Raw genomic sequence first — 21175 nt, 5'->3', positions numbered from 1 at the left:
GTCAGGCGCCGTGCGGGTCGGTCGAGGCCGGCGCTACGGGTGGGCGGGGAGCGGGACGCTCCAGCGGGCGCACATGCCAGACCGTGAAGGGCAGTTGCGCCGGATCCAGCCGGATGCGCTGGAGCTTGCCGCGCAGCTCGAAGCGCCGGCCCTGCATCAGGTCGTGCACCGCCAGGCCGGCCTGGTCGGGCAGCCCCCATTCCCACAACGGGATTTCGATATCGGCCTCGTGCGCCGTGTGCGGGTCCAGGTTGATTGCGGCCAGCAGCACGTCGTCGCCGAACAGGTAGTCGGTGCCCGGCATGAAGCGCGCGAACCACAGCACCGCGTCGCTGCCGGCATGGTAGAAGCGCAGCCCCAGGTGGTTCTGCAACGCCGGGTGCCCGGCGCGGATCTCGTTGAGCCGTGAGATTTCCGCAACGATATTGCCGGGCTGCTGCCAGTCGCGCACGCGCAGCTGGTATTTCTCGGAATCAAGGTATTCCTCGCGCACCTTGCCGTTCAGCACAAAGGGCGCGCTCTCGCACAGCTCGAAGCCGCTGTACATGCCCCACAGCCCCGACAGCAGCGTGGCCAGCGCCGCGCGGATCAGGAACGCGGGGCGACCGCCCTGGTGCAGGAAGTAGGGGTTGATGTCAGGTGTGTTGACGAAGAAGTGCGGCCGGAAGAAGTCGCGAAGCGGGCTTTGCGTCAGCTCGGTCAGGTATTCGGTCAGCTCCCACTTGGCATTGCGCCAGGTGAAGTACGTGTACGACTGGCTGAAGCCCAGCTTGGCCAGCCGCGCCATCATCTTCGGCCGGGTGAAGGCCTCGGCCAGGAAGATGGTGTCGGGGTGGCGCGCGCGCACGTCGGCGATCATCCACTCCCAGAACGGCAGCGGCTTGGTGTGCGGGTTGTCCACGCGGAAGATGCGCACGCCCTGGTCGGCCCAGAACATCACCACGTCGCGCAGGGCCTGCCATAGCGCGGCGCCCGCCGGCGGGGCGGCGTAGAAGTCGACGTTGACGATGTCCTCGTATTTCTTGGGCGGGTTCTCGGCATAGCGCAGCGAACCGTCGGGGCGGTGTGCGAACCATTCCGGGTGGTCGCGCAGCCACGGATGGTCGGGCGAGCACTGGATGGCGAAGTCCAGTGCTAGCTCCAGGCCATGTCTGGCCGCCGCGTCGCGCAGGCGGCGGAAGTCTTCAAAGGTGCCGAGCTCGGGATGCAGCGCATCGTGGCCGCCTTCCTTGCCGCCGATGGCGTAGGGGCTGCCGTGATCGCCCGGCTCGGCACGCAGGCTGTTGTTGCGGCCCTTGCGGTGGGTGCGTCCGATCGGGTGGATCGGCGTGAAGTAAAGCACGTCGAAGCCCATCGCGCGAATGGCGGGCAGCCTGGCGATGACATCGTCGAAGGTGCCGTGGCGGGTCTCGTCGTTGCTTTGCGAACGCGGGAACAGCTCGTACCAGCTGGCGTAGCGCGCGGCCAGGCGATCGGCCTCAACCGGCATGGCCACCGGATGACGCGAGGCAAACGGGCGCCCCGCCGGGGTTGCCATCACTGCCTGCATCGTGGCCGCCGTGCGTGGCGACAGCAGGATCTCCTGCCGGCGGGCGTCATCGCCGGCAGCGGTGGTCAGTTCGTCGACGATGGCTGAGAGCTCGCTGTTCGTGGGTACTTTCCGGTTGTCCTTGCTGCCATTGCCCTGCTTCCCGTTCCTGGCAGGCTGCAGCAGCGCATCGGCCACCAGCCGCGCGCCTTCCTCGATCTCCAGTGCCACGTTGAGGCCGGCCGCGCGCTTCTTGCCGATCTCGTCGAGCCAGCTGGCGAAGGTGTCGCGCCAGGCCTCGACCGTGAATTCATGCCGGCCCAGCGCTACCAGCGGGAAGCTGCCTTCCCAGCGGTCGTTGATCACGGGCTGCATCGGCGCTTCGTGCCAGCCAGTCTCGCCCGGCGCACGCCACAACACCGCGGCGGCAAGCTTGTCGTGGCCATCCATCCAGATATCGGCACTGACGGTCACGCGCTCGCCCACCACGCGCCGCACGGCGAAGCGGCCTTCGTTGCAGGCGGGCTCGACGTGCTCGATGGCGATACGCGGGGCCTCCATCGCCGCCACCACGCTGCCCAGGCCGGTGGCGGCCAGCGTTTCATGGCCGTGCGGCGCGCGCGCGTCGGCGGCCGGCATGCCGGGCCGCGTCAGGGGCACCGGCGGCACTTCATAGAGGCGGATATCGGCGGGCGCCAGCGTGATGCTGGCCAGCGCATCGAGCCGGTGGTTGGCATCGAGCGTCCCGCCCGGGCCACCCAGTGACGATTCCAGGTGTGCGCTGGCGTGCGGCAGCGCGCTCAGCACGCGGTCGGCGCCCAGCGTGCCCGGCGCTGCGGGATCCGGATTGAGTACCACTGCCAGGGCGGCGGCGCCATCGGGTACCGCAGGGTCGCTACGGTTGCCTGCCGCGTCGGGCGGGGCGCAGGCGCCGTTCGGCACAGGCAGCCGTGCCAGCACCGTCAGCGGCGCGTCGGGTCCGCTCAGCAGCCGCACGGCGAGGGCCGGTGTCGGATCGCGCGCAGCCAGCCAGGTATTGGTTTCCAGAAGCTCATGGGTGATGTCGTACGGCGCACCCTGATGCACGGCGCCATCCGCGGCCAGCGGGTCGCGTGCCAGCGCGCCGCCGGTCTCGAAGCCGGCCGGCACCAGGATGCCGTCGCCGATCGCCGCGGCGGTCCACAGCGCACGCCGCGCGCTGAGCGCGTCATGGCTTGCCGGCGTCAGCGCGGGGGCGGCAAGCACCCGGCCAAACGGGCGCAGCCGCGCGAACTCCTCGGTCAGCCAGGGGCTGCGAAAATCCCACCATGGCAGCGAGCAGAAGGCAGCGTCGAAGCCGGCGGGCGCCAGGTCATCCAGTTGCGCCGGCGTCAGGCCTGGCGTCCACGCCAGGAAGCACGGTGCACCGCGCGCCTGTGCCGGCACCGCATCGCTGCGCAACGTGCCGGTCAGCGCGGCCCAATGCCGGCCGGGCACTCGTGCCGGCGCACGGCAGCAGAAGCCCGCCGCGCCTGCCTCCCAGGCCTGGCGCAGCCGTGCCGCCCACCACTGCACCAACGCGTCGGACGCGCGCTGGTCACGCCAGCGCAGGCGCGCGCCGGGGATGTGGCTGTCGGTCTCGTGTGGGGCGAAGGCTGGCGTCGCACTGTCGATCCAGGCAAGGTCGGGTGCTGGCCCGGCGCCGTCGGCGGGGTCGGCCGCATAGCGGTCCAGTGAAATGTCGAGCAGCGGGGCCAGCCCGTGCCGGGCGCAAGCTGCGAAAGCGTCTTCGCCGGGCAGGTGCGGCCAGCCGCCGATCAGTACGTGGTCGAAGCCCAGTGCCGCCACGCGCTGGAGCGCGTGTTCATCGGCATCGGGCGTTCCGGTCAGGTCGATCTGGCAGATCCGCACAAAGTCCTCCCGGTGTTTCGCTCCGACGGAGCAACAAAAATCCCGGTCCGGCACCTCGCGGCACGCCGGCGGGATGGCACAGCCATGCGAAGTGCGTGCCAGCGCGCCCGGCCAGTCGCCATTGCGCGCCCGGCCAAGGCCCCTCAAGGGCAAGCGCCGCGGCACCTCATGTGCGCGATGCCGTACTGCTTGTAAAAACTACCGGTGCGCGCCGTGCCGATGGAAAGAACGCGCAGGGCAGTGGGGCCGATGAAGCGCGGTGTCCCCGCCGGTACGCTTCTTGCCCCTGTTGGGCAGCGCGTGTGGTTCCCGGCACGGTGGGAAGGCCGCGGAAGGAGACGCATGGACTGGTGGCTGGAGGCAGCGCAATGGCCGGCGATGGTGGTGACGGTGGTGGCCACCTGGCTGGTCGGCTCACGCCGGACCGCGCGCCGGCGGGCCGGCTTCTGGGTCTTCCTTGCCAGCAACGTGCTGTGGATTGCCTGGGGCTGGCACGGCGGCGCCTACGCGCTGGTCGTCCTGCAGCTGGCGCTGATCGCGATGAACCTGCGCGGCACGCGCGAGGCCCGCAAGGCGTGGCCGCCCGCCTCGCACCGCGCGCTTGCCGCCACTGGCGGCGCGCGGGACGAGCCGCTATCCTTGCACGAGCCCGGTGTGCGGCGCACGTCCGGCGCGAGCGAGCAACCGCCGGCGGCAGCCGGCCCCGATCGGTGACTTCACGGGTCCGCGCGCGGACCAGGGCAGGTGTGTCATGGCGAAGAAGAAGATCCTGTTGCTCAATGCGCTGATTGCGGCATCGCGCGAAGGCGAGCTTGGCTGCCGCGGCGCAGCGCTGGCCGCCGCCAATCCCCACCTGAAATCGCTGCTCACCAGCCGCGCCAATGCGTTTGCGCAAGCGGCGCGGGAACTGCAGGCGTGCCTGCTTGACCTGGGGCAGCTGCCCGACATGACGGCAGCTTCGGCTGCGTCGGCCGGACGCGCCATCGGCAAGCACGGCTCGGACCGGTCCATCCTGCAAGCGGTCAGCAAGCGCGAGCACGCCGTGCAGCGGCGCTATGCGCGGGCCCTGCGCGCGCAGGTGCTGGGCGCGCGCCTGCGCGCCGTGGTGCGCCGCCAGTACCGTGGGGTGCAGGTCAGCCACGAGCTGTTTCGCGTGCTGCAGCAGCAGTACCGGACGCCGCCGGCAAGCCCGTAGCCGCCGGCCCGAGACCGCATTTCTTACAAGGCAACGAACGAATTGCACGCGCGGCCGGCCGCCACGCAGGGCGCCGCGCGCAATGCATGCCGCCCGGGGATGGCGCTCATCTTGCATGTCTGCGGGACATGCATCCCGTACGGAGACCGTCATGCCCGAGCAGCCGCCCAAGCCAGCCCGGCCATCGCAGGATGCGCCGCGTGCGCCGCGCCATCACGGCAACCCGAAAGATGTGCGCAAGGGACAGGTGACCACCCCGCTGCCGCGCGACACTTTCCGCCAGCGCTTTCTTGCGCGCTTCACGGATCCCGCATACCGGCAGGAGGATGAGGCGCTGGACCGTCTCGAACGCATCGCCTGGTATGCCTATCAGGAAGGCCGCAAGGCACCCCGGACACATAAGGCCGGGCCTGGCCATGCCGATCCGGACTATGAACTCTCCGACGAGTGGCGCGCCGCCAGCGAGGCCGTGCGCAGCGCTCAGCAGCGCCAGGCCGATCCCGCCACGCCATCGCGCGTGCTGCTGGTGTGCGCCGCGGCGCGCAACGACTACACCTGCCCGGGCGAGATGTCGAAATCCTGGCGCCTGGCCGGGCGCGCACGGGAACGGCTGGAGGCGGACGGCATCGAGGTCGATCTGCTCGACCTGAGCCTGCTCGCTTCAGATGCCGACCTGCGCATCCATCCGTGCAAGGCGTGCGTGTCGACGGCAATGCCGTTATGCCACTGGCCGTGCAGCTGCTATCCCAACCATGCGCTGGGCCAGGTCAACGACTGGATGAACGAAATCTATCCGCGCTGGGCGGCCTGCCACGGCGTGCTGATCGTGACGCCCGTGTACTGGTACCAGGCTGCCAGTCCGCTGAAGCTGATGATGGACCGGCTGGTCTGTGCCGACGGCGGCAATCCCGACCCCACCAGCACGCATGGCAAGGACGTGGTGCGCGCCAAGGCGTTGGAGCTGTCCGGCTGGGACTATCCCAAGCACCTGTCCGGGCGCGCCTACGGGCTGGTGGTGCACGGCGACGTGGCCGGCACCGAGGGCGTGCGCCGCGCGCTGGCCGACTGGCTGGACTGGATGGGCCTGATCGATGCGGGCCCGCAGGCGCGGCTGGACCGGTATATCGGCTACTACGAGCCCTATGCCACCAGCCACGTGGCACTGGACGAAGACCCTGGCGTACAGGGCGAAGTGGACAACGTGGCGCGCGCGCTCGCGTGTGCGGTGCGGCAGTTGCGCAAGGGCGAATTGCGCGCGCCGGACCGCGGGCTGGTGCCGCCGCGGCAGAAGTAGCGGGATGCAGACGGACTGACGAATCGGGGCTAGCGGAGACGACGATGGATCGCAGAGACAACTGGCGCGGCCAGCCATGGCATGAGAGCGCCGTGCCTGAAGCCGATATGCGCAGCCACTATATGGGCGCCTACGGGGTCTACGACTATGACCAGCCAGTGGATCCGGGCGAGTCTGGCGGGCGCCGCGGGGCGCGGGAATGGCGGCCGGAGCGCATGCCGCCGGACGCGCCGGCGCCGCGCACGCGGGGCCTGGCCGATCCCTACCGCCAGTTCACTGGCTACAACGAGCGTATGGATCTCTACCGGGGCGGGCCGCAGCGGGCGCGGCCGGTGGGGCCGCGCAACTACCAGCGCACGGACGAGCGCATTCTCGAAGACCTGTGCGAGCAGCTCTCGCGCAGCGCGCGGCTGGACCTGAGCGATGTCGAAGTCCGGGTCGAGCAGGGCGTGGTGACGCTGGAGGGCAGTGTGCCGGACCGGCTGCAGAAGTATCGGATCGAGGATATTGCCGACGAGATCTTCGGCGTGAAGGATCTGGTCAACCACTTGCACGTGGCGCGGACGGCCGCAGCGCAAGCGCATCCGGGCCACGGCATGCGCATCTACTGAGGTGTGTCGCGCAGGTTCCAGCTGTCGTCGCTGCCGTGGTACATCACACGGTAGTAGCGCTCGGCTGAGGCGACCAGGCGCGCGTTCTGCGCGGCATCGAGAAAGTCCTCGTGGCCCGCCCGGGCATAGGCCAGCCGCTTGTCCAGCAGCGCCTGCAACTGTGCGACGACGGCATCCTCGCAGTCGGCATGCGTGCCGTGCAGCACGGCGCGCCCATAGCGCGCCGGATCCCTGCCCCACGGTTCCAGGCAGCTATAGCGCTCGCGCGCCGCTCGGGCGGCCTGCGGATCTACGCCCTCCAGGTAGGCCAGCACTGCGGCCATGGAAGCGCGCAGGCTGTAGATATCCAGGCCGAAGAATCCAGCGCGCTGCGCAGGCGCCAACGCTTCATTGTGCGTGTGCAGCCAGCGGATAAAGCGCGCCACCTCCAGGTTGCGCCACATCCAGACCGGGAAGCGTGTAAAGGCTGCGCCGGGCGATTCGGCTGGCAGTGGCGGGCGGCCGCGCACGTGGCGGTCGACTGCCGCGGCATCTGGCCAGTCTGCCTCGACCGCGATGATGCGGAAGCCGTGCCGGGCCACCAGGTGCGCCGTCAGCGCAGCGCGGGCGTGATAGAAATCGCTGGTGCCATGCGTTCTCTCGCCCAGCAGCACCACGCGGTGTCGGGCCAGCATATCGGCCAGCACGCCGGTGGCATTGGCAAACGGACCGCAGAATGGGCTCGCCGCCGGGTCGTCGATGGGCGGTAACGGAACCGCCGCAGCCGCAATCGCGGCGGCGGCGTGGGGGTCAGCCCGGTGGTGTGGCATGTCGCATCGGTATCCGGGATAACAGCGCCGGAGTCCTCTGCGGGGCCTGACGGGGTGGCCGGGGATCAGCCCGGAATGGTGCGCGGATCGTGGCCGAAGCTGCTGCGCGAGCGGATCTGGCCGTCGCGGCCGTGGATCAGCAGCTCGACATGCTCGCTCTGCGCCTTCGTGGTACCGGCCGCAACGGCTTCTTCCTGGGTGGCGTGGTGCGATTCCGCATAGCGCGCACCCTCGTGGATCACATCCCAGCCTTCGTCATGCGGCACGACGTGTATGTTGCTGCCCATGTTGGGTCTCCTCGACACTCGGTGCTTTCATTGTGGCGCATCTGTTCGCGCTGTCTATCCGGCGCCGTCTGACAGCCGCAAAGGGCATCAGGTTCCACTTTTCGATGGAAATCCCTGGTTATTTGTGCGGCCTCTTGTAAGCTGGACTTGGATCGCAAAAAGAGGAGCGGACCATGCGTGCAAGATTTGCCAGGGGGCTGACGCAGTCGCCGGTGACCGTGGTGGCCCGGGCGTTCGACGGAGAAGCGGTGCGCACTCCCCAGGTGGGCGACCTGGTGACGGTGTATAGCCAGGATCAGGACACCGAATTCAATATCCGCCTGTGCGAGGCCGTCGAGCCCGGCCGCTGGCGCGGCGTGGTCTACGCGATCGGCCGCGGACAGGACGTGCTGGTGACGGCCGAAGGGCTGGAGATCGACGACGTGGTTGAGGTGATGCGCGAGGAAATCGCCTCCGTCATCCCCTGCGGCCGATCCCACTGAACGCCGCACCCCGCGGGTGCGGACATTCCGGTTTTGAAGACGCCTGCGGCCCGGTTCAGGCCGGCCGCGCGGGCTGCCTTGGCACACCCAGCCACATGGCCAGTCCGCTGGCAAGCAGCAGCGCCGCGAGCAGGTAGAGGGCATTGTCCAGGCTTCCGGTCTGGGTCTTGATCTGTCCGATCACCCACGGGCTGACGATGCCGCTGGTGATGCCAATGCTGCTGATGAAGGCGATGCCGGCGGCCGTGCCCGCGCCCGGCAGGTAGCTGGGCGGCAGCGACCAGAACACCGGCAGCGCGGCAAAGATCAGCACCGCGGCCACCGACAGGATGGCCAGCATGACCGCCAGGCTGGGCAGGTGCAGCGTCAGCGCCGCCAGGGCCAGCGCGCCGCCTGCCGTGCACAGCAGGAAGTGGCGGTGGCGCTCGCCGGTGCGGTCGGAATGGCGCGCGATCAGGATCAGGCCGACCGCGCCCACGGCATTGGGCACTACCGAATACAGGCTGATCGACATCACGTCGGTGATGCCGAAGTCGCGGATCATCAGCGGCATCCAGAAGCTCAGCGCCAGCGAACCACAGGTCAGCGAAAAATAGATAAAGGCGAACAGGTACACGCGCGGGTTGCTCAGCACCTGCCGCAACGCGTGCAGCGAATGGCCGCCGGCATGTGCCTGCGCGGCGGTGTCGCGCGCCAGGTGGGCGCGTTCGCCGTCGGTTAGCCAGCTGGCCTGCTGCGGGCCATCCACCAGGTAGCGCGCGGCCACCAGGCCCAGCAGCACTGCGGGCGCGCCCTCGATCGCAAACATCCACTTCCAGCCCTGCAGGCCGAGCACGCCGGCCATGTCGCGCATGATCCAGCCGGACACCAGCCCGCCCAGCACACCCGCCACCGCCACGCCGGCAAAGAAGATCGCCATCACCGCGGCACGGCGGCGCGCCGGGAACCAGTAGGTCAGGTAGAGCACGATGCCGGGGAAGAAGCCGGCTTCGAACACGCCCAGCAGGAAGCGCAGCGTATAGAACTGCGTTGGGGTGGAGACGGCCATCATCGCCACCGAGGCCAGGCCCCACAGCACCATGATGCGCGTGAACGTGCGCCGCGCGCCAAAGCGCGCCAGCAGCATGTTGCTGGGCACTTCGCACAGCACGTAGCCGACGTAGAAGACAGCGGCGCCCAAGCCGTACATGGCGTCGCTGAAGCCCAGGTCGTGCTTCATCTGCAACTGGGCGAAGCCGATGTTGATGCGGTCCAGGAACGACACCACGTAGCAGATGAACAGGAACGGGATGATGCGCAGCCAGACCTTGCGGTAGAGCGCATCTTCATCGTGCGCAGCCAGTGCGGCGGGGGGCAGGGTGGGGGACGTCAGGCTGGATAGGGACGAAAGATCCCCTGAGACCGGATGGCTCATGAACGTTGTCTCCGTACAGTGGTGGCTGCGGCGGCGGGCAGCCGGAGGGTTCCGCCAGCGGGCAGCGTCTTGCGCGCGTTGGCCCGGGATGGTGCTGGGAAAAGAGCAGGACAGGCGCGGCGGTGCCGCGCCTGTATCAGGTCAGGCGGGCGTGGCGGCCGGCATTTCAGTCACGCCTTCGCGCGCGGCGGCCATGGCGGCCAGCAGCACATCGTGGTCGCCGATATGGTTGGCCAGCAGCAGGATCAGCTGCGCATTGGCGGCCTGGCTTTGCGCCTCGTCGAGGTCGCGGTGCATCTCGATCAGCGCTTCGTAGAAGTCGTCGGGCCGCGCCAGGTTGGGTTGGGTGTTGAGCGTATTGGGCATGGGAGTCTCCGCGGTGCAGGTCTGGCCGGTCTCAGGCGGCCATGCGGCCGGGCTGCGGGGCGCGCAGGTCGGCGCCGGTGGCGCGCGCCAGCGCGGCGCGGATCGCGGCCGGGTCGGGGCGGTGCCAGCGGGCGCAGACATGCTGGTCCGGGCGGATCAGGTAGCAGGTGCCGGGCGTGGCACCGTAGCGCGCGGCGGCCAGGCCCTTGTCGTCGCGCAGCACGGTGGCATTGGTGCAGGTCACCGCCGGCTGCGCGGCGTCGGTCACGTAGACCAGCTGCAGCGGCACGCCGCTGTCTTTCAGCGCGGCGAGGTCGGCGAGCGTGCCCGCGTCGATGGCGTCAGGGTTGCCGAACAGCAGCACCGTGAAGTCCCCGCCCAGGTGCGACAGCAGCCAGCCCGCGCCCTGCGCCCCGGATACCGGCGCGTCGCAGCAGACCGTGCCGGGCACCAGCTTGCAGGCATAGCCCTGGGCGTCGTCAGCGGTGTTCAGCGGCGAGTCCTGCAGCACCGCGGGCACCGACAGCCGCCCGCTGTTGACCAGGGTGCGCGCAAACGCATGGCGCCTGGACAGCGTCAGCACCGCATCGCGGAACACGCGGCTGACCGCGCTCTTGGGCGTGATGAAGTCGGTGGAACGGGTGGAGTTGCGCAGGTTCTCGTCGGCGGCGTATTCGCGCTCGCTGGCGTAGGTGTCCAGCAGCTTGTCGCAGGCATGGCCCTGCAGCACATAGGCCAGCTTCCAGGCCAGGTTCTCGGCGTCCTGGATGCCGCTGTTGGCGCCACGCGCGCCGAACGGCGACACGCCATGCGCGGCATCGCCGGCGAACAGGATGTTGCCGTGGCGGAAGCTGTCCATGCGCAGGCAGGAGAAGGTATAGACGCTGACCCATTCCAGCTCGAACTTCACGTCCTTGCCCAGCAGCGCCTGCACCCGCGGGATCACGCGCTCAGGTGTTTTCTCCAGCACCGGGTCGGCGTCCCAGCCGAGCTGGAAGTCGATGCGCCAGACGTTGTCCGGCTGGCGGTGCAGCAGCACCGACTGGTTGGGGTGGAAGGGCGGGTCGAACCAGAACCAGCGCTCGCTCGGGAAATCCGCTTCCATCTTCACGTCGGCAATCAGGAAGCGGTCGTGGAAGGTGCGGCCCTTGCTGTCCAGGCCCAGCAGCTTGCGCATCGGGCTGCGCGAACCGTCGGCGGCCACCACGTAGCGCGCCCCCAGCGGGTAGCAGCCTTCAGGCGTCTCGATGGTCAGCACCACGCCGGCCTCTGGCGTGCCGCGCTGCTCCAGCCCGACCACCTTGTTGCGCCAGCGGATCTCGATATTGGGCAGCGCCTGCGCGCGCTCCAGCAGGTAGCCTTCGACGTAGTACTGCTGCAGGTTGATGAAGGCCGGGCGGCGGTGGCCGCTCTCGGGCAGCAGGTCGAAGCTGTAGACCTGCTGGTCGCGCAGGAACACCTTGCCGACGTGCCAGCGCACACCCTTGTCGACCATGCGCTCGCCGCAGCCCAGCCGGTCGAAGATGTCCAGCGTGCGCTTGGAAAAACAGATTGCGCGCGAACCGGTGGACAGCGTGCAGTCGTCATCCACCAGCACCACGCGCACGCCGCGCTGTGCCAGGTCGATGGCGGTGGCCAGGCCGATCGGCCCGGCGCCGACCACGACGACCGGGTGGATGGCCGGATCGGCCCCTTTCTGTTGCTCGGCGCAGGGCTGGTACTCGAACGACAGCCGCTGGTAATCGATGCTGCTCATGCCTGTGTCTCCATCCATAGCTTGTTGCCCGACTTATTCTTTTTGGAGGTCAGTCCTGCAGTGCGGCCCACATTTCCTGGTCGCGCTGGGCGGTCCAGATGCGCGGGTGGCGGACACCGCTGGCCTCGTCATAGGCGCGCGAGACGTCGAAGGGCAGGCAGTGCTCGTAGATAAAGACCTGGCCAAACTTGGGGTCCATCGCGCGCCGGGTGTGCGCCATCGCGGCCTTCAGGTCGAGCTTCTCGGCCACGGCTTCCTTGCCGGCCTGGAACAGCGTGGTGACGAAGTCCTTGGTGTAGGCGATGCCCTTCTTCACTTCCTCCGGCGTGGTCAGCGCGGGGCCGCGGCCGGGCACCAGCTTTTCCGGCTTGAGTGCCTGCAGCGCGTCCAGCGTGGCCGGCCAGTCTTCCAGCTGGGCGTCGCCGCAGTAGCAGGCAGCGTCGTATTCGACCAGGTCGCCGGAGAACAGCACCTTCTGCTGCGGCAGCCAGACCACGGTATCGCCTTTGGTATGGCCCGAGCCCAGGTGGGCGATGCGCACTTCCAGCTTGCCCAGGAACAGCGTGATTTCCTTCTCGAACACCAGCGTCGGCCAGGTCAGGCCGGGCACGGTTTCGACGCCGGCGAACAGGCGCGGGAAGCGTTCGATCTCGGACTTCATGTCGGCCTCGCCGCGCTCGACGATCATCTCGTAGGTGCCGCGGCTGGCGATGACCTGCTGCGCGCCCTCGGCAAAGTAGGCCGACGCGCCCAGCACGCGCACCGCGTGGTAGTGCGACAGCACCACGTACTTGATGGGCTTGTCGGTGATGGTGCGGATGCGGGCGATCAGGTCCTGCGCCATGGCCGGCGTGGCGGTGGTGTCGACGATCAGCACGCCGTCGTCGCCAATGACCACGCCCGAATTGGGATCGCCTTCGGCGGTGTAGGCCCAGGCGTTCTCTGACAGCTGGGTGAAGGTGACCTGCTTGGCTTCCAGGTCGGCCTGCGATGCGAATGCCTTGGACATGGCGTCTTTCCTTTGTGTGGGGAGGCGAGACGGCACCGGTCGGGGCACGTGGCTGCGTTGCGCTGGCCGCGCGGGCTGTCTCGCCCCCGTTTCTATGGATGTCTCACGACGTGGGTCGCCGTGTTCGGACGGGGTAGTGCCATCTTAGGAAACGTTGGAAAATTAATCAATAGCTAAATGATTAGCCTATGACAAATTACTTGGACGTGCCGCGAGCGCCATCGGAAGCAGGTCAGAGTCATGCGGGTAAACCCCTGTGTGCACGGCAAGGGGAGGCGTTCGATTAATATCCGGGTTTTCCGATCACACAGGATGGCAATGGCCAGGCGCAAGGCTGGGGAAGCAGGAACGCAGGCGGGCGAGCCCGCTGCGCGCGCAGACAAGGCGCAGCGCGGCATCCAGAGCGTGGAGGTGGGCGGGCGCCTGCTGGCGGCGCTGGCCGCCGCGCGCGCGCCAATGCCGCTGGCCGCGCTGGCCGAGGCGGCGCAGCTGGCGCCGGCCCAGGCGCATGCCTACCTGGTCAGCCTGACGCGCCTCGGCCTGATCAAGCGCGACCACCTCTCCGGCCGCTACGAGCCCGGTCCGCTGTCGCTGCAGCTGGGCATGCTGCACCTGGAGCAGGACGCCGCCTGGCGCGCCGCGCAGCCCCGGGTGGATGCGCTGGCGCAGGCGTCTGGCTTCAGCGTGGCAATCAGTATTGCCGGGCCGCAGGGCCCGACCATCGTGCGCTATGTGCCGGCCAGCGCGCCGCTGCATGTCAACCTGCACGTGGGCACGGTGATGGCACTGGCCGCCACGGCCACCGGGCGCGTGTTCTGTGCCTTCCAGCCGCCGGCACTGTGGCAGCCGCTGTGGCGCGCGCAGCAGCCGGGCGCGACCGGGTCCGACCTGGCCGCCTTCAGCGCCAGCCTGGGAGAGATCCGAGAGCGCGGCATCGAGCGCAGCATCGACACGCCCAGCCCGGCCGTCAGCAGCCTCAGCGTGCCGGTGCTCGACGCCGCTGGCGTGCTGCGACTGGTGCTGACGCTGGTGGGATCGACCGGTGCCATCGACGTGGACTGGCGCGGCGCGGCGGCGCAGGCCCTGCTGGCCGCGGCGACGGACATCGGCGCCGCGCTGCGCGATGAACAGGAGCGCACGGCATGACCCGCGCGACAGAAGCCCAACAAGACCTGGAAGGCAGCAAGCCGCAGCGCGGCATCCAGTCGCTGGACAGCACCGGCCAGCTGCTGGCAGCGCTGGTGGCTGCCGGCCGGCCGCTGGCGCTGCGCGACCTGGCGCTGGCCGCGGGCATGCCGCCGGCCAAGGCGTTCCCGCACCTGGTCAGCCTGCAGAAGACCGGCCTGCTGGCGCGCGACGCCGCGGGCAACTACCTGTGCGGACCGCTGGCGCTGGAGCTGGGACTGATCGCGCTGCAGCGGCTGTCGCCGACGCGCGAGGCGGAACCGGAGGTGGTCGAGCTGGCCGGCGCCACGGGCCTGAGCGTGGCCATGGCGGTGCTGGGGCCGCTGGGGCCCACGGTGGTCCGGCTGGAGGAATCGGCGCGGCCGCAGCACGTGAGCCTGCGGGTGGGCACGGTGCTGTCGCTGGTCCATACCGCGATCGGCCGCACCGCCGCGGCATACCTGCCAGCCAACGTGCTGGCGGGCCTGCTGGAAAAGGACGAATTGCGCATGGCCGGCGCCGCCGCGGCGGAAGTGCTTGAACCCGGCGGCAAGCTGGCACCGGCCTACGCCGGGCGCCTGGCACAGGTGCGCGCGGCCCGGCTCGACAATGCGCTGAGCCACCCGGTGCCGGGCATCGACACGCTGGCGGCGCCGGTGTTCGATCACACCGGCAGCCTGGCGCTGGTGATTGCCGTGATGGGGTCGAGCGGCAGCTTTGACAGCCGCACCGAAGGCGCCACTGCCGCGCTGGTGGGGCAGGCGGCGCGGCGGCTGTCGTGGCGCTTCGGCGCGCCGGACACGGCCTGAACTCAGGCCATCAGTTGTCCAGCTTGATATTGGCCGACTTGATCAGGCTGTCCCACTTCTCGTACTGCGCGCGGATATAGCTGCCGAACTGGGCCGGCGTGGCGGGGAAGGGCACGGTGCCCTGGCTGGCGAGCCTGGCGGCCAGGTCCGGCTGCTTCAGCGCCGCCACGATCTCGCCGTTGAGGCGGTCGATCACGGCTTTGGGCGTGCCGGCCGGCGCGACCACGCCAAACCACGCGGTCAGCTCGTACCCGGGCACGCCGGCGGCGGCCAGCGTGGGCACGCCGGGGAGCTGGTCAGAGGGCTTCTGCGTGGTCACCGCCAGCGCGCGCACGCGGTTGTCGCGGATATACGGCAGCGCGGTCGAGACGCTGTCGAACATCATGGTAATGCGCCCGCCGATCAGGTCGGTCATCGACGCGGCGCTGCCCTTGTAAGGAATGTGCGTGATATTGACACCCGCCAGGTGGGTGAACAGCTCGCCCGCCAGGTGCGACGACGAGCCGTTGCCGAACGAGCCGTAGGTCAGCTTGCCCGGCTCCTTGCGCGCCAGCGCCAGCAGCTCCTGCACAGTGCGCGCCGGCACGCTGGGATGCACCACCAGCACGTTGGGCAGGTAGGCGACCGAAGCCACCGGTGCGAAATCCTTCAGCGGATCGTAGCCAGGCTTGTCATAGAGGCTCTTGTTGACCGCCAGCGAGCCAAAGGTGCCGAACAGCAACGTATAGCCGTCGGCCGGGGCCCGCGCCACCGCAATGGCCGCCAGGTTGCCGCCGGCGCCGGGCCGGTTGTCGATCACCACCGGCTGGTGCAGCCGCGCCGACAGCGCGTTGCCGATCTCGCGCGCCAGCAGGTCGGTGGCGCCGCCCGGCGGGAAGGGCACCACCAGCCGCACTGGCTTGTCGGGATAGTCCGCCAGCGCGGTACCGGCGGCCGTGGCCGTGAACGCAAATACCAGCCCCGCGGCTGCACGCCTGATCCAACCTTGCATCGCTGTCTCCTTTCTGTGATCTGGTGCGATGGAATGGCCGTCAGTGTGTCGCAGTGCCGGCAGGCGCGTGTTTGGGATTGGCGAAGGTCGGGTTCGGTGCCGGAGCGGGTCACTCCGGCTGGCGCAGCCGGGCGATGGTGCCGAACAGCGTTTCCAGCTCCACCGGCTTGACCAGGTGCGCGTCGAAGCCGGCTGCCTCGGTGTGCTGCCGGTCCGCCGGCTGGCCGAAGCCGGTCAGCGCCACGAAGCGGGTCAGCTCGGTGCCGGCCAGGCCGCGCATGGCGCGCACCACCTCGAAGCCGTCCATGCCGGGCATGGCCAGGTCGATCAGCGCGATATGCGGGCGGCAGCGCGGCGCCACGTGCAGGGCCTCGGCGCCGTCATAGGCAATGGTCACCTCGTGGCCGCACAGTTCCAGCAGCATGGCCAGGCTGTCGGCGGCGTCGCGGTTGTCGTCGACCAGCAGGATGCGCTGCGCCTGCAGCTCGGGCGCAACCGGAGCCTGGGCCGGCAGTGCTGCGCCCGGGCGGGCGTCTTCCTTGCGCGAGGCCGGCAGCGGCAGGCGCAGCGTGAAGGTGCTGCCTTGTCCCGGCCCGGCACTGGCGGCATCGATGGTGCCGCCGTGCAGCTCTACCAGCGACCGGCACAGCGACAGGCCGATGCCCAGCCCTCCCTGCACGTCGGCGCCCGGGCGGCTTTCCTGCATGAACAGGTTGAAGATGTCGTCGATGGCGTGTGGCCCGATGCCGCGGCCCTGGTCCTTCACCTGGACCTGCAGTGTGCGGTTCTGGATCGTGGTGGCGATCGTCACCGACGACCCGGGCGGCGAGAACTTCGACGCATTGAGCACCAGGTTCTGCATGACCTGCACCAGCCGCGTCTTGTCGGCGTGCATCGGGATCGAGCCGGCATGGGTCTGCACGTCGACGCACTGCAACTTGGCATCCAGCGCCGGCCGCGCTGCCTCGATGCCCAGCGCGATGATCTCGTTGAACTCGACCGGCTCCATGCGCAGCTCGATCCGGCCGGAGGTGATGCGCCCGATGTCGAGCAGGTCGTCCACCAACCGGCTCAGGTGGGTCACCTGGCGCTCGATCATGGCCAGGCTCCGGTTTGCCAGCGCCGCGTCCTGCGGCGCCAGCCGCATCGCCGCCAGCGCGCTGTGCACCGGCGCCAGCGGATTGCGCAGTTCGTGCGAAAGCGTGGCAAGGAACTCATTCATGCGCTGGCTGGAGCGTTCCAGCTCTTCGCGGCGGCGGCGCTCGCTCATGTCCCGCGTCACCTTGGCAAAGCCGCGCAGCGTGCGTGACTCGTCGTAAACCGCTGTCAGGGTGACATTGGCCCAGAACAGCGAGCCATCCTTGCGCACGCGCCAGCCTTCGTCCTCCACGCGCCCGACCCGCCGCGCCAGCGCCAGGTGCCGTGACGGCTTGCCGGCGGCGACATCCTCCTGCGGATAGAACACCGAGAAATGACGGCCGATGATCTCGTCGCGGCGGTAGCCCTTGATATAAGAAGCACCGGAATTCCAGCTGACGATATGGCCGTCGGGATCGAGCATGAAGATGGCGTAATCCTTGACCCCCTCCACCAGCAGCCGCAGGGTCTCTTCGCTCTGGCGCAGGGCCTCGGCGGCACGGCGCCGCTCGGTCATGTCCCGCGTGACCTTGGCGAAGCCGATCAGCCGGCCCTCGGCGTCCTTCAGGGCGGTGATGACGACGTTGGCCCAGAAGCGGCTGCCGTCCTTGCGCACGCGCCACCCCTCGTCCTCGAACCGGCCCAGTTCGGCCGCGGCCTTCAGCTCGGCTTGCGGCCAGTTCCGGGCGATCGCATCCGGCGTGTAGAACTGCGAGAAGTGCTTGCCCAGGATCTCCTCGCGGGCATAGCCCTTGATGCGCGCCGCGCCCTTGTTCCAGCTGGAGACATGGCCGCCGACGTCAAGCGTGAAGATGGCGTAGTCCTGAACGGAGTCCACCAGGGTCTGGTAAGGCACATCCGGCAGCAGGTCGGCCCGGATGTCGTGCGAACGCCCGCCCGATGGCTCGCCAGCGTCGGGGCGAGGTGCGCTTCCGGCAGGTTGCTGCGGGTCGTCGGGGTGTCTTGTCATGGCATGTCCTGAACGCGTCCTGCCGGCGTGGCCGCCAGCGCATCCGGTCCTGGTATTGCAGCAAGGATACCCCCGCCCGCAGCCTGGCAGGGCGAATCGCCGGGATGCCGGTGCGGCAGGAGGCGCCCCGGGCGCGGCTCAGGATCGGAAGCTTCCGTACGGCAAATCAGAATGTGCGGATTGCCCGCAGAAGCTGGCTCCATAGAATGGTGGCAGAAGGGCTTTCAGGTCTTCCGTCCAGGGGCGCCAATGACACAGTTAGACGAATGCCACCTGCCGTGCGACGGCATGCCGTGCAGCGCAGGTTGCCATCTGGCCCGCTTCTGCCTGGGAGGCGCACGGGGGCTGCCGGGCGGCGCCCAGGGCATCCAGCGCACGGTGCGCCTGCGCAAAGGCCAGTGCCTGTACCTGGTGCTGTGCCGTTTCCGGCTGGAAGACAGCATGCTGCTGGCCGCGCTGACCGGCGCCGAACCATTGCATGCCCTGCAGAACATGCACGCGGCAATCGTGATGGCCGCGCAGCGCGGGTAGTGGAACCAAAATCGGAGGCTGTATGACGGGCAATGCGATGACGCAAGTCGAATGGAAGCGAATGGCGACCGACCCCGGCCGCAGGGGGACCACCTGCCCGGGGCTACCCGCATGGAAATCACGGGCACGCTGCAGATGCAGGATATTGTCCAGGCACTGGGGGCAGAGCCCGATGAGCAGCGCTGTGTCGAGGCCGGCCTCGAGGTGCTTGCGATGGCCGGGCACCCGCCTGCGCGTGCCGTGGTGTCGATGGGCCACGGGCGGCTGCCGGCGCTGGAATTCTATGTCGATGCCGCTGTGCCGACCTGCTGCGAACTGGACAGCACGTTGCAGCACGCCATCGCCAGCCGTTTCACCAGCGTGCTGCCGCCAGGGCTGGCAGTCACGGTGCTGCCGCTGGCCGCCTATGCGCAGGAGGCCGCCGACGAAGGCAAATCGTTCGACGCGGATACCCTGCGTACCTGTGCGCGCGAACTGCTGGGCCGGGGCGGTGAGATGAACCAGCGGCTCGCGGTGGTGTGTGCCTACCTGTCGGCGCTGCATGGCGCGCAGGCCGTTGCCGAGCAGCTTGGCTATCTTGAGCAGAGCCTGCTTGCGCAGGGCCAGGAGCCTCTGTCCTGGCGCCTGCGCCGCCACCGCAGCGTGGAAGGGCGGGAGCTGGCGCAGGCATTGGAAGGACTGTCTCGCGCGGCGGATGGCGCCCTGTATGAGTTCGGCACCTGCTACAGCGCTGCGCGCCAGCTACCAGCTGGAGCAGATGTAGCGTGTCCATGACCGGATCGCGTGCTTTCGCGACACCTGCCGGAGGTGCCCCGAGCCCCGGCGCGCCGTGTGCGCGGACACGGCGTGCTAAGAGGTTCTAAGGCGCGGCCAGGTCAGATACCGGCCATGCAGGTGTACTTGATGACCAGATAATCCTCGATGCCGTAGTGCGAGCCCTCGCGGCCCACGCCAGACTGCTTGACGCCGCCGAACGGTGCCACCTCGTTGGAGATCAGGCCGGTATTGACGCCCACCATGCCGTATTCCAGGCGTTCGGAGACGCGCCAGACGCGGCCCAGGTCGCGGGCATAGAAGTAGCTGGCCAGGCCGAACTCGGTGTCGTTGGCCATGGCGACGACATCATCCTCGGTTTCGAAGCGGAACAGCGGCGCCAGCGGGCCGAAGGTTTCCTCGTGCGCGACCAGCATGCCGGGGCCGACGTCGGCCAGTACGGTCGGCTGGAAGAAAGAATGCCCCAGCGCATGGCGCTGGCCGCCCTGCAGCAGGCGCGCGCCCTTGCCGAGCGCGTCGGCGATATGCTCTTCCACCTTGGCCACGGCCTTGTCGTCGATCAGCGGGCCGATGCGCACGCCATCGTCCATGCCGTTGCCGACCTTCAGGGCCGCCACTGCCGCCACCAGCTTCTGCGCAAACGCCTCATACACGCCCGCCTGCACGTAGATGCGGTTGGCGCAGACGCAGGTCTGGCCGGCATTGCGGTACTTGGACACGATCGCGCCTTCCACCGCCGCGTCCAGGTCGGCATCGTCGAACACGATAAAGGGCGCATTGCCGCCCAGTTCCATCGACACCTTCTTGATCGTCGACGCGGTCTGGGCCATCAGCATGCGGCCAACCTCGGTCGACCCGGTGAAGGTGAGCTTGCGCACCAGCGGGTTGCTGCTCATCTCGCCGCCGATGGCGCCGGCCGAGCCGGTCACCACCGACAGCACCCCGGCCGGGATGCCCGCGCGCTCGGCCAGGGCCACCAGCGCCAGCGCTGTCAGCGGGGTTTGCGATGCCGGCTTGAGCACCATGGTGCAACCCACCGCCAGGGCCGGGCCGGCCTTGCGCGTGATCATGGCAGCGGGAAAATTCCACGGCGTGATGGCCGCGCATACCCCCACCGGTTCCTTGGTCACGACAATGCGCTGGTTGCTGACCGGCGCCGGAATGGTGTCGCCATAGACGCGCTTGCCTTCCTCGGCAAACCATTCGATAAACGAGGCCGCGTAGGCGATTTCGCCACGCGCTTCGGCGATCGGCTTGCCCTGTTCGGCGGTCATGATGCGCGCCAGGTCTTCCTGGCTGGCCATGATCAGTTCGAACCATTTGCGCAGCAGCGCCGAGCGCTCCTTGGCGGTGCGGGCGCGCCAGGCCGGCAGCGCGCGGTTGGCAGCCTCGATGGCCTGGCGGGTTTCCTCGGCGCCCAGTTGCGGGACCTGTCCCACGCGCTCGCCGGTGGCTGGGTTGGTGACGTCGATGCGGCGCTCGCCGTCGACCCAGCGGCCGTCGATATAGCACTGCTGCCGCAGCAGAGAGGAGTCCTGGAGGTTCAGCATGGTTGTCTCGGTGGATGCCGGCGATGCCGGGCGTCTTGTGGATGCTTGAGACAACGATTGTAGTCCGGCTGACTAGGTGGAAGTCTTGGGCGGGCCGGCAGGTGAGGCCGCGGACGGTGCCTCGATACCCCAGTCGCCGCATTCAAGCCAGTCGTCGCCGAGCAGTTCAATGGGGTGCTGCGTGCGGCTGGAGCCGTTGCCGCAGCCCATGTCGTCTACGGAGCAGTACTTGTCGCAGCCCCAGCAGATGCGCTCGGGGTGGCGGGGATGCAGGGGAAATTTCTTGGCCATGGCTTGAGGTTGGGAGATGCTGGGGGAATTATGTCCACATACGCAAGCCGTTGATTTGCGCGAGCGCAAGTCAGGCCGGGGGCTATCCCGCTCAGTTCCATCCGTCGGCATCCAGCCGGGTCCAGCGGTCGGGCGCCTCGCCATCGGGCGAGGCCAGCAGCAGGGTCTGGCCGCAGTGCTCGCAACGGTACACAAACGCATTCTGGCCACTGGCGGTGCGCAAGGTCGCCGACTTCACCAGCCTGGGATGCGGTGGCACGTGGCCAGGCCGGTCCAGCTGCGACTCGCACAGGTCGCATAAAGACATCATTGTTTTC

The 21175-nt window shown here is 68.9% G+C and carries 21 protein-coding genes; 9 read left to right on the top strand and 12 right to left on the bottom strand.

What is annotated here, in order from left to right; translation table 11 throughout:
• Window position 1: 1 nt before the first annotated feature.
• The gene (locus CNE_RS25645) at window positions 2-3418 is read right to left on the bottom strand and encodes an alpha-1,4-glucan--maltose-1-phosphate maltosyltransferase (RefSeq protein WP_041228658.1); all 3417 of its coding nucleotides are present in this window, start codon (window positions 3416-3418) and stop codon (window positions 2-4) included.
• 342 nt (window positions 3419-3760) lie between these two features.
• On the opposite strand from CNE_RS25645, the gene CNE_RS25640 reads away from it, so the two are divergent.
• From CNE_RS25640 to CNE_RS25625, 4 genes are all read left to right on the top strand, one after another.
• Window positions 3761-4132 (top strand): hypothetical protein, encoded by a 372-nt coding sequence (locus CNE_RS25640; protein WP_041228657.1) that lies wholly within the window; start codon window positions 3761-3763, stop codon window positions 4130-4132.
• A gap of 37 nt (window positions 4133-4169) precedes the next feature.
• Window positions 4170-4613: a PA2169 family four-helix-bundle protein gene (locus CNE_RS25635; RefSeq protein ID WP_013953203.1), complete on the top strand. Its 444-nt coding sequence runs from the start codon at window positions 4170-4172 to the stop codon at window positions 4611-4613.
• A 151-nt stretch (window positions 4614-4764) separates the two neighbouring features.
• Window positions 4765-5907, top strand: a complete 1143-nt coding sequence (locus tag CNE_RS25630; RefSeq protein ID WP_080569598.1) for a flavodoxin family protein — start codon at window positions 4765-4767, stop codon at window positions 5905-5907.
• Between the two features lie 44 nt (window positions 5908-5951).
• Window positions 5952-6518: a BON domain-containing protein gene (locus tag CNE_RS25625; protein WP_013953201.1), complete on the top strand. Its 567-nt coding sequence runs from the start codon at window positions 5952-5954 to the stop codon at window positions 6516-6518.
• On the opposite strand, the gene CNE_RS25620 is transcribed toward CNE_RS25625, so the two are convergent.
• Together CNE_RS25620 and CNE_RS25615 are read right to left on the bottom strand one after the other, a co-directional pair.
• Window positions 6512-7327: an erythromycin esterase family protein gene (locus CNE_RS25620; protein ID WP_013953200.1), complete on the bottom strand. Its 816-nt coding sequence runs from the start codon at window positions 7325-7327 to the stop codon at window positions 6512-6514. The two genes, CNE_RS25625 and CNE_RS25620, sit on opposite strands and share 7 nt — an antisense overlap.
• Window positions 7328-7392: 65 nt before the next feature.
• Window positions 7393-7614, bottom strand: coding sequence for a DUF2188 domain-containing protein (locus tag CNE_RS25615; RefSeq protein WP_010814536.1), 222 nt, complete (start codon window positions 7612-7614; stop codon window positions 7393-7395).
• 173 nt (window positions 7615-7787) lie between these two features.
• Here CNE_RS25615 and CNE_RS25610 point away from each other — a divergent pair, with 173 nt between their 5' ends.
• Window positions 7788-8096: a hypothetical protein gene (locus CNE_RS25610; protein ID WP_010814535.1), complete on the top strand. Its 309-nt coding sequence runs from the start codon at window positions 7788-7790 to the stop codon at window positions 8094-8096.
• Between the two features lie 55 nt (window positions 8097-8151).
• On the opposite strand, the gene CNE_RS25605 is transcribed toward CNE_RS25610, so the two are convergent.
• From CNE_RS25605 to CNE_RS25590, 4 genes are all read right to left on the bottom strand, one after another.
• The gene (locus CNE_RS25605) at window positions 8152-9510 is read right to left on the bottom strand and encodes an MFS transporter (RefSeq protein ID WP_013953199.1); all 1359 of its coding nucleotides are present in this window, start codon (window positions 9508-9510) and stop codon (window positions 8152-8154) included.
• 141 nt (window positions 9511-9651) lie between these two features.
• Window positions 9652-9876, bottom strand: coding sequence for a DUF2783 domain-containing protein (locus tag CNE_RS25600; RefSeq protein WP_013953198.1), 225 nt, complete (start codon window positions 9874-9876; stop codon window positions 9652-9654).
• Window positions 9877-9907: 31 nt separating this feature from the next.
• Window positions 9908-11632 carry an FAD-dependent oxidoreductase gene (locus CNE_RS25595; RefSeq protein WP_013953197.1) on the bottom strand — a complete coding sequence of 575 codons (1725 nt, stop codon included), beginning with the start codon at window positions 11630-11632 and terminating at the stop codon, window positions 9908-9910.
• 49 nt (window positions 11633-11681) lie between these two features.
• Window positions 11682-12641, bottom strand: a complete 960-nt coding sequence (locus CNE_RS25590; protein WP_013953196.1) for an MBL fold metallo-hydrolase — start codon at window positions 12639-12641, stop codon at window positions 11682-11684.
• A 318-nt stretch (window positions 12642-12959) separates the two neighbouring features.
• Here CNE_RS25590 and CNE_RS25585 point away from each other — a divergent pair, with 318 nt between their 5' ends.
• Together CNE_RS25585 and CNE_RS25580 are read left to right on the top strand one after the other, a co-directional pair.
• A complete protein-coding gene (locus CNE_RS25585) occupies window positions 12960-13787 on the top strand; it encodes an IclR family transcriptional regulator (RefSeq protein ID WP_013953195.1) in 828 nt (275 codons plus the stop codon).
• On the top strand, window positions 13784-14614 hold the full coding sequence (locus CNE_RS25580; protein ID WP_013953194.1) for an IclR family transcriptional regulator: 831 nt from the start codon (window positions 13784-13786) through the stop codon (window positions 14612-14614). Before CNE_RS25585 ends, CNE_RS25580 begins: the two co-directional genes overlap by 4 nt.
• Window positions 14615-14624: 10 nt before the next feature.
• Here CNE_RS25580 and CNE_RS25575 read toward each other — a convergent pair whose 3' ends face one another.
• Window positions 14625-15605: a Bug family tripartite tricarboxylate transporter substrate binding protein gene (locus CNE_RS25575; RefSeq protein ID WP_013953193.1), complete on the bottom strand. Its 981-nt coding sequence runs from the start codon at window positions 15603-15605 to the stop codon at window positions 14625-14627.
• Between the two features lie 109 nt (window positions 15606-15714).
• Window positions 15715-17712: a PAS domain-containing hybrid sensor histidine kinase/response regulator gene (locus tag CNE_RS25570; protein WP_013953192.1), complete on the bottom strand. Its 1998-nt coding sequence runs from the start codon at window positions 17710-17712 to the stop codon at window positions 15715-15717.
• A 249-nt stretch (window positions 17713-17961) separates the two neighbouring features.
• Here CNE_RS25570 and CNE_RS42250 point away from each other — a divergent pair, with 249 nt between their 5' ends.
• Both CNE_RS42250 and CNE_RS25560 read left to right on the top strand, forming a co-directional pair.
• Window positions 17962-18243: a flagellar transcriptional regulator FlhD gene (locus CNE_RS42250; RefSeq protein ID WP_013953191.1), complete on the top strand. Its 282-nt coding sequence runs from the start codon at window positions 17962-17964 to the stop codon at window positions 18241-18243.
• A gap of 111 nt (window positions 18244-18354) precedes the next feature.
• Entirely contained in the window at window positions 18355-19017 is a 663-nt protein-coding gene (locus CNE_RS25560) for a hypothetical protein (RefSeq protein ID WP_013953190.1), read from the top strand.
• A 101-nt stretch (window positions 19018-19118) separates the two neighbouring features.
• Here CNE_RS25560 and gabD read toward each other — a convergent pair whose 3' ends face one another.
• The 3 genes from gabD to CNE_RS25545 all read right to left on the bottom strand — a co-directional run bounded on the left by gabD (window position 19119) and on the right by CNE_RS25545 (window position 21165).
• The gene (gene gabD, locus CNE_RS25555; protein WP_013953189.1) at window positions 19119-20567 is read right to left on the bottom strand and encodes an NADP-dependent succinate-semialdehyde dehydrogenase; all 1449 of its coding nucleotides are present in this window, start codon (window positions 20565-20567) and stop codon (window positions 19119-19121) included.
• A 72-nt stretch (window positions 20568-20639) separates the two neighbouring features.
• The gene (locus CNE_RS25550; protein WP_013953188.1) at window positions 20640-20858 is read right to left on the bottom strand and encodes a DUF3079 domain-containing protein; all 219 of its coding nucleotides are present in this window, start codon (window positions 20856-20858) and stop codon (window positions 20640-20642) included.
• Between the two features lie 91 nt (window positions 20859-20949).
• On the bottom strand, window positions 20950-21165 hold the full coding sequence (locus CNE_RS25545) for a hypothetical protein (RefSeq protein WP_041228903.1): 216 nt from the start codon (window positions 21163-21165) through the stop codon (window positions 20950-20952).
• Window positions 21166-21175 lie beyond the last annotated feature (10 nt).

The organism is Cupriavidus necator N-1 (assembly GCF_000219215.1).
Lineage (GTDB): Bacteria > Pseudomonadota > Gammaproteobacteria > Burkholderiales > Burkholderiaceae > Cupriavidus > Cupriavidus necator.
The sequence above is the reverse complement of the archived record's forward strand: the minus strand, read 5'-3'. Positions and strand labels throughout refer to the sequence as shown.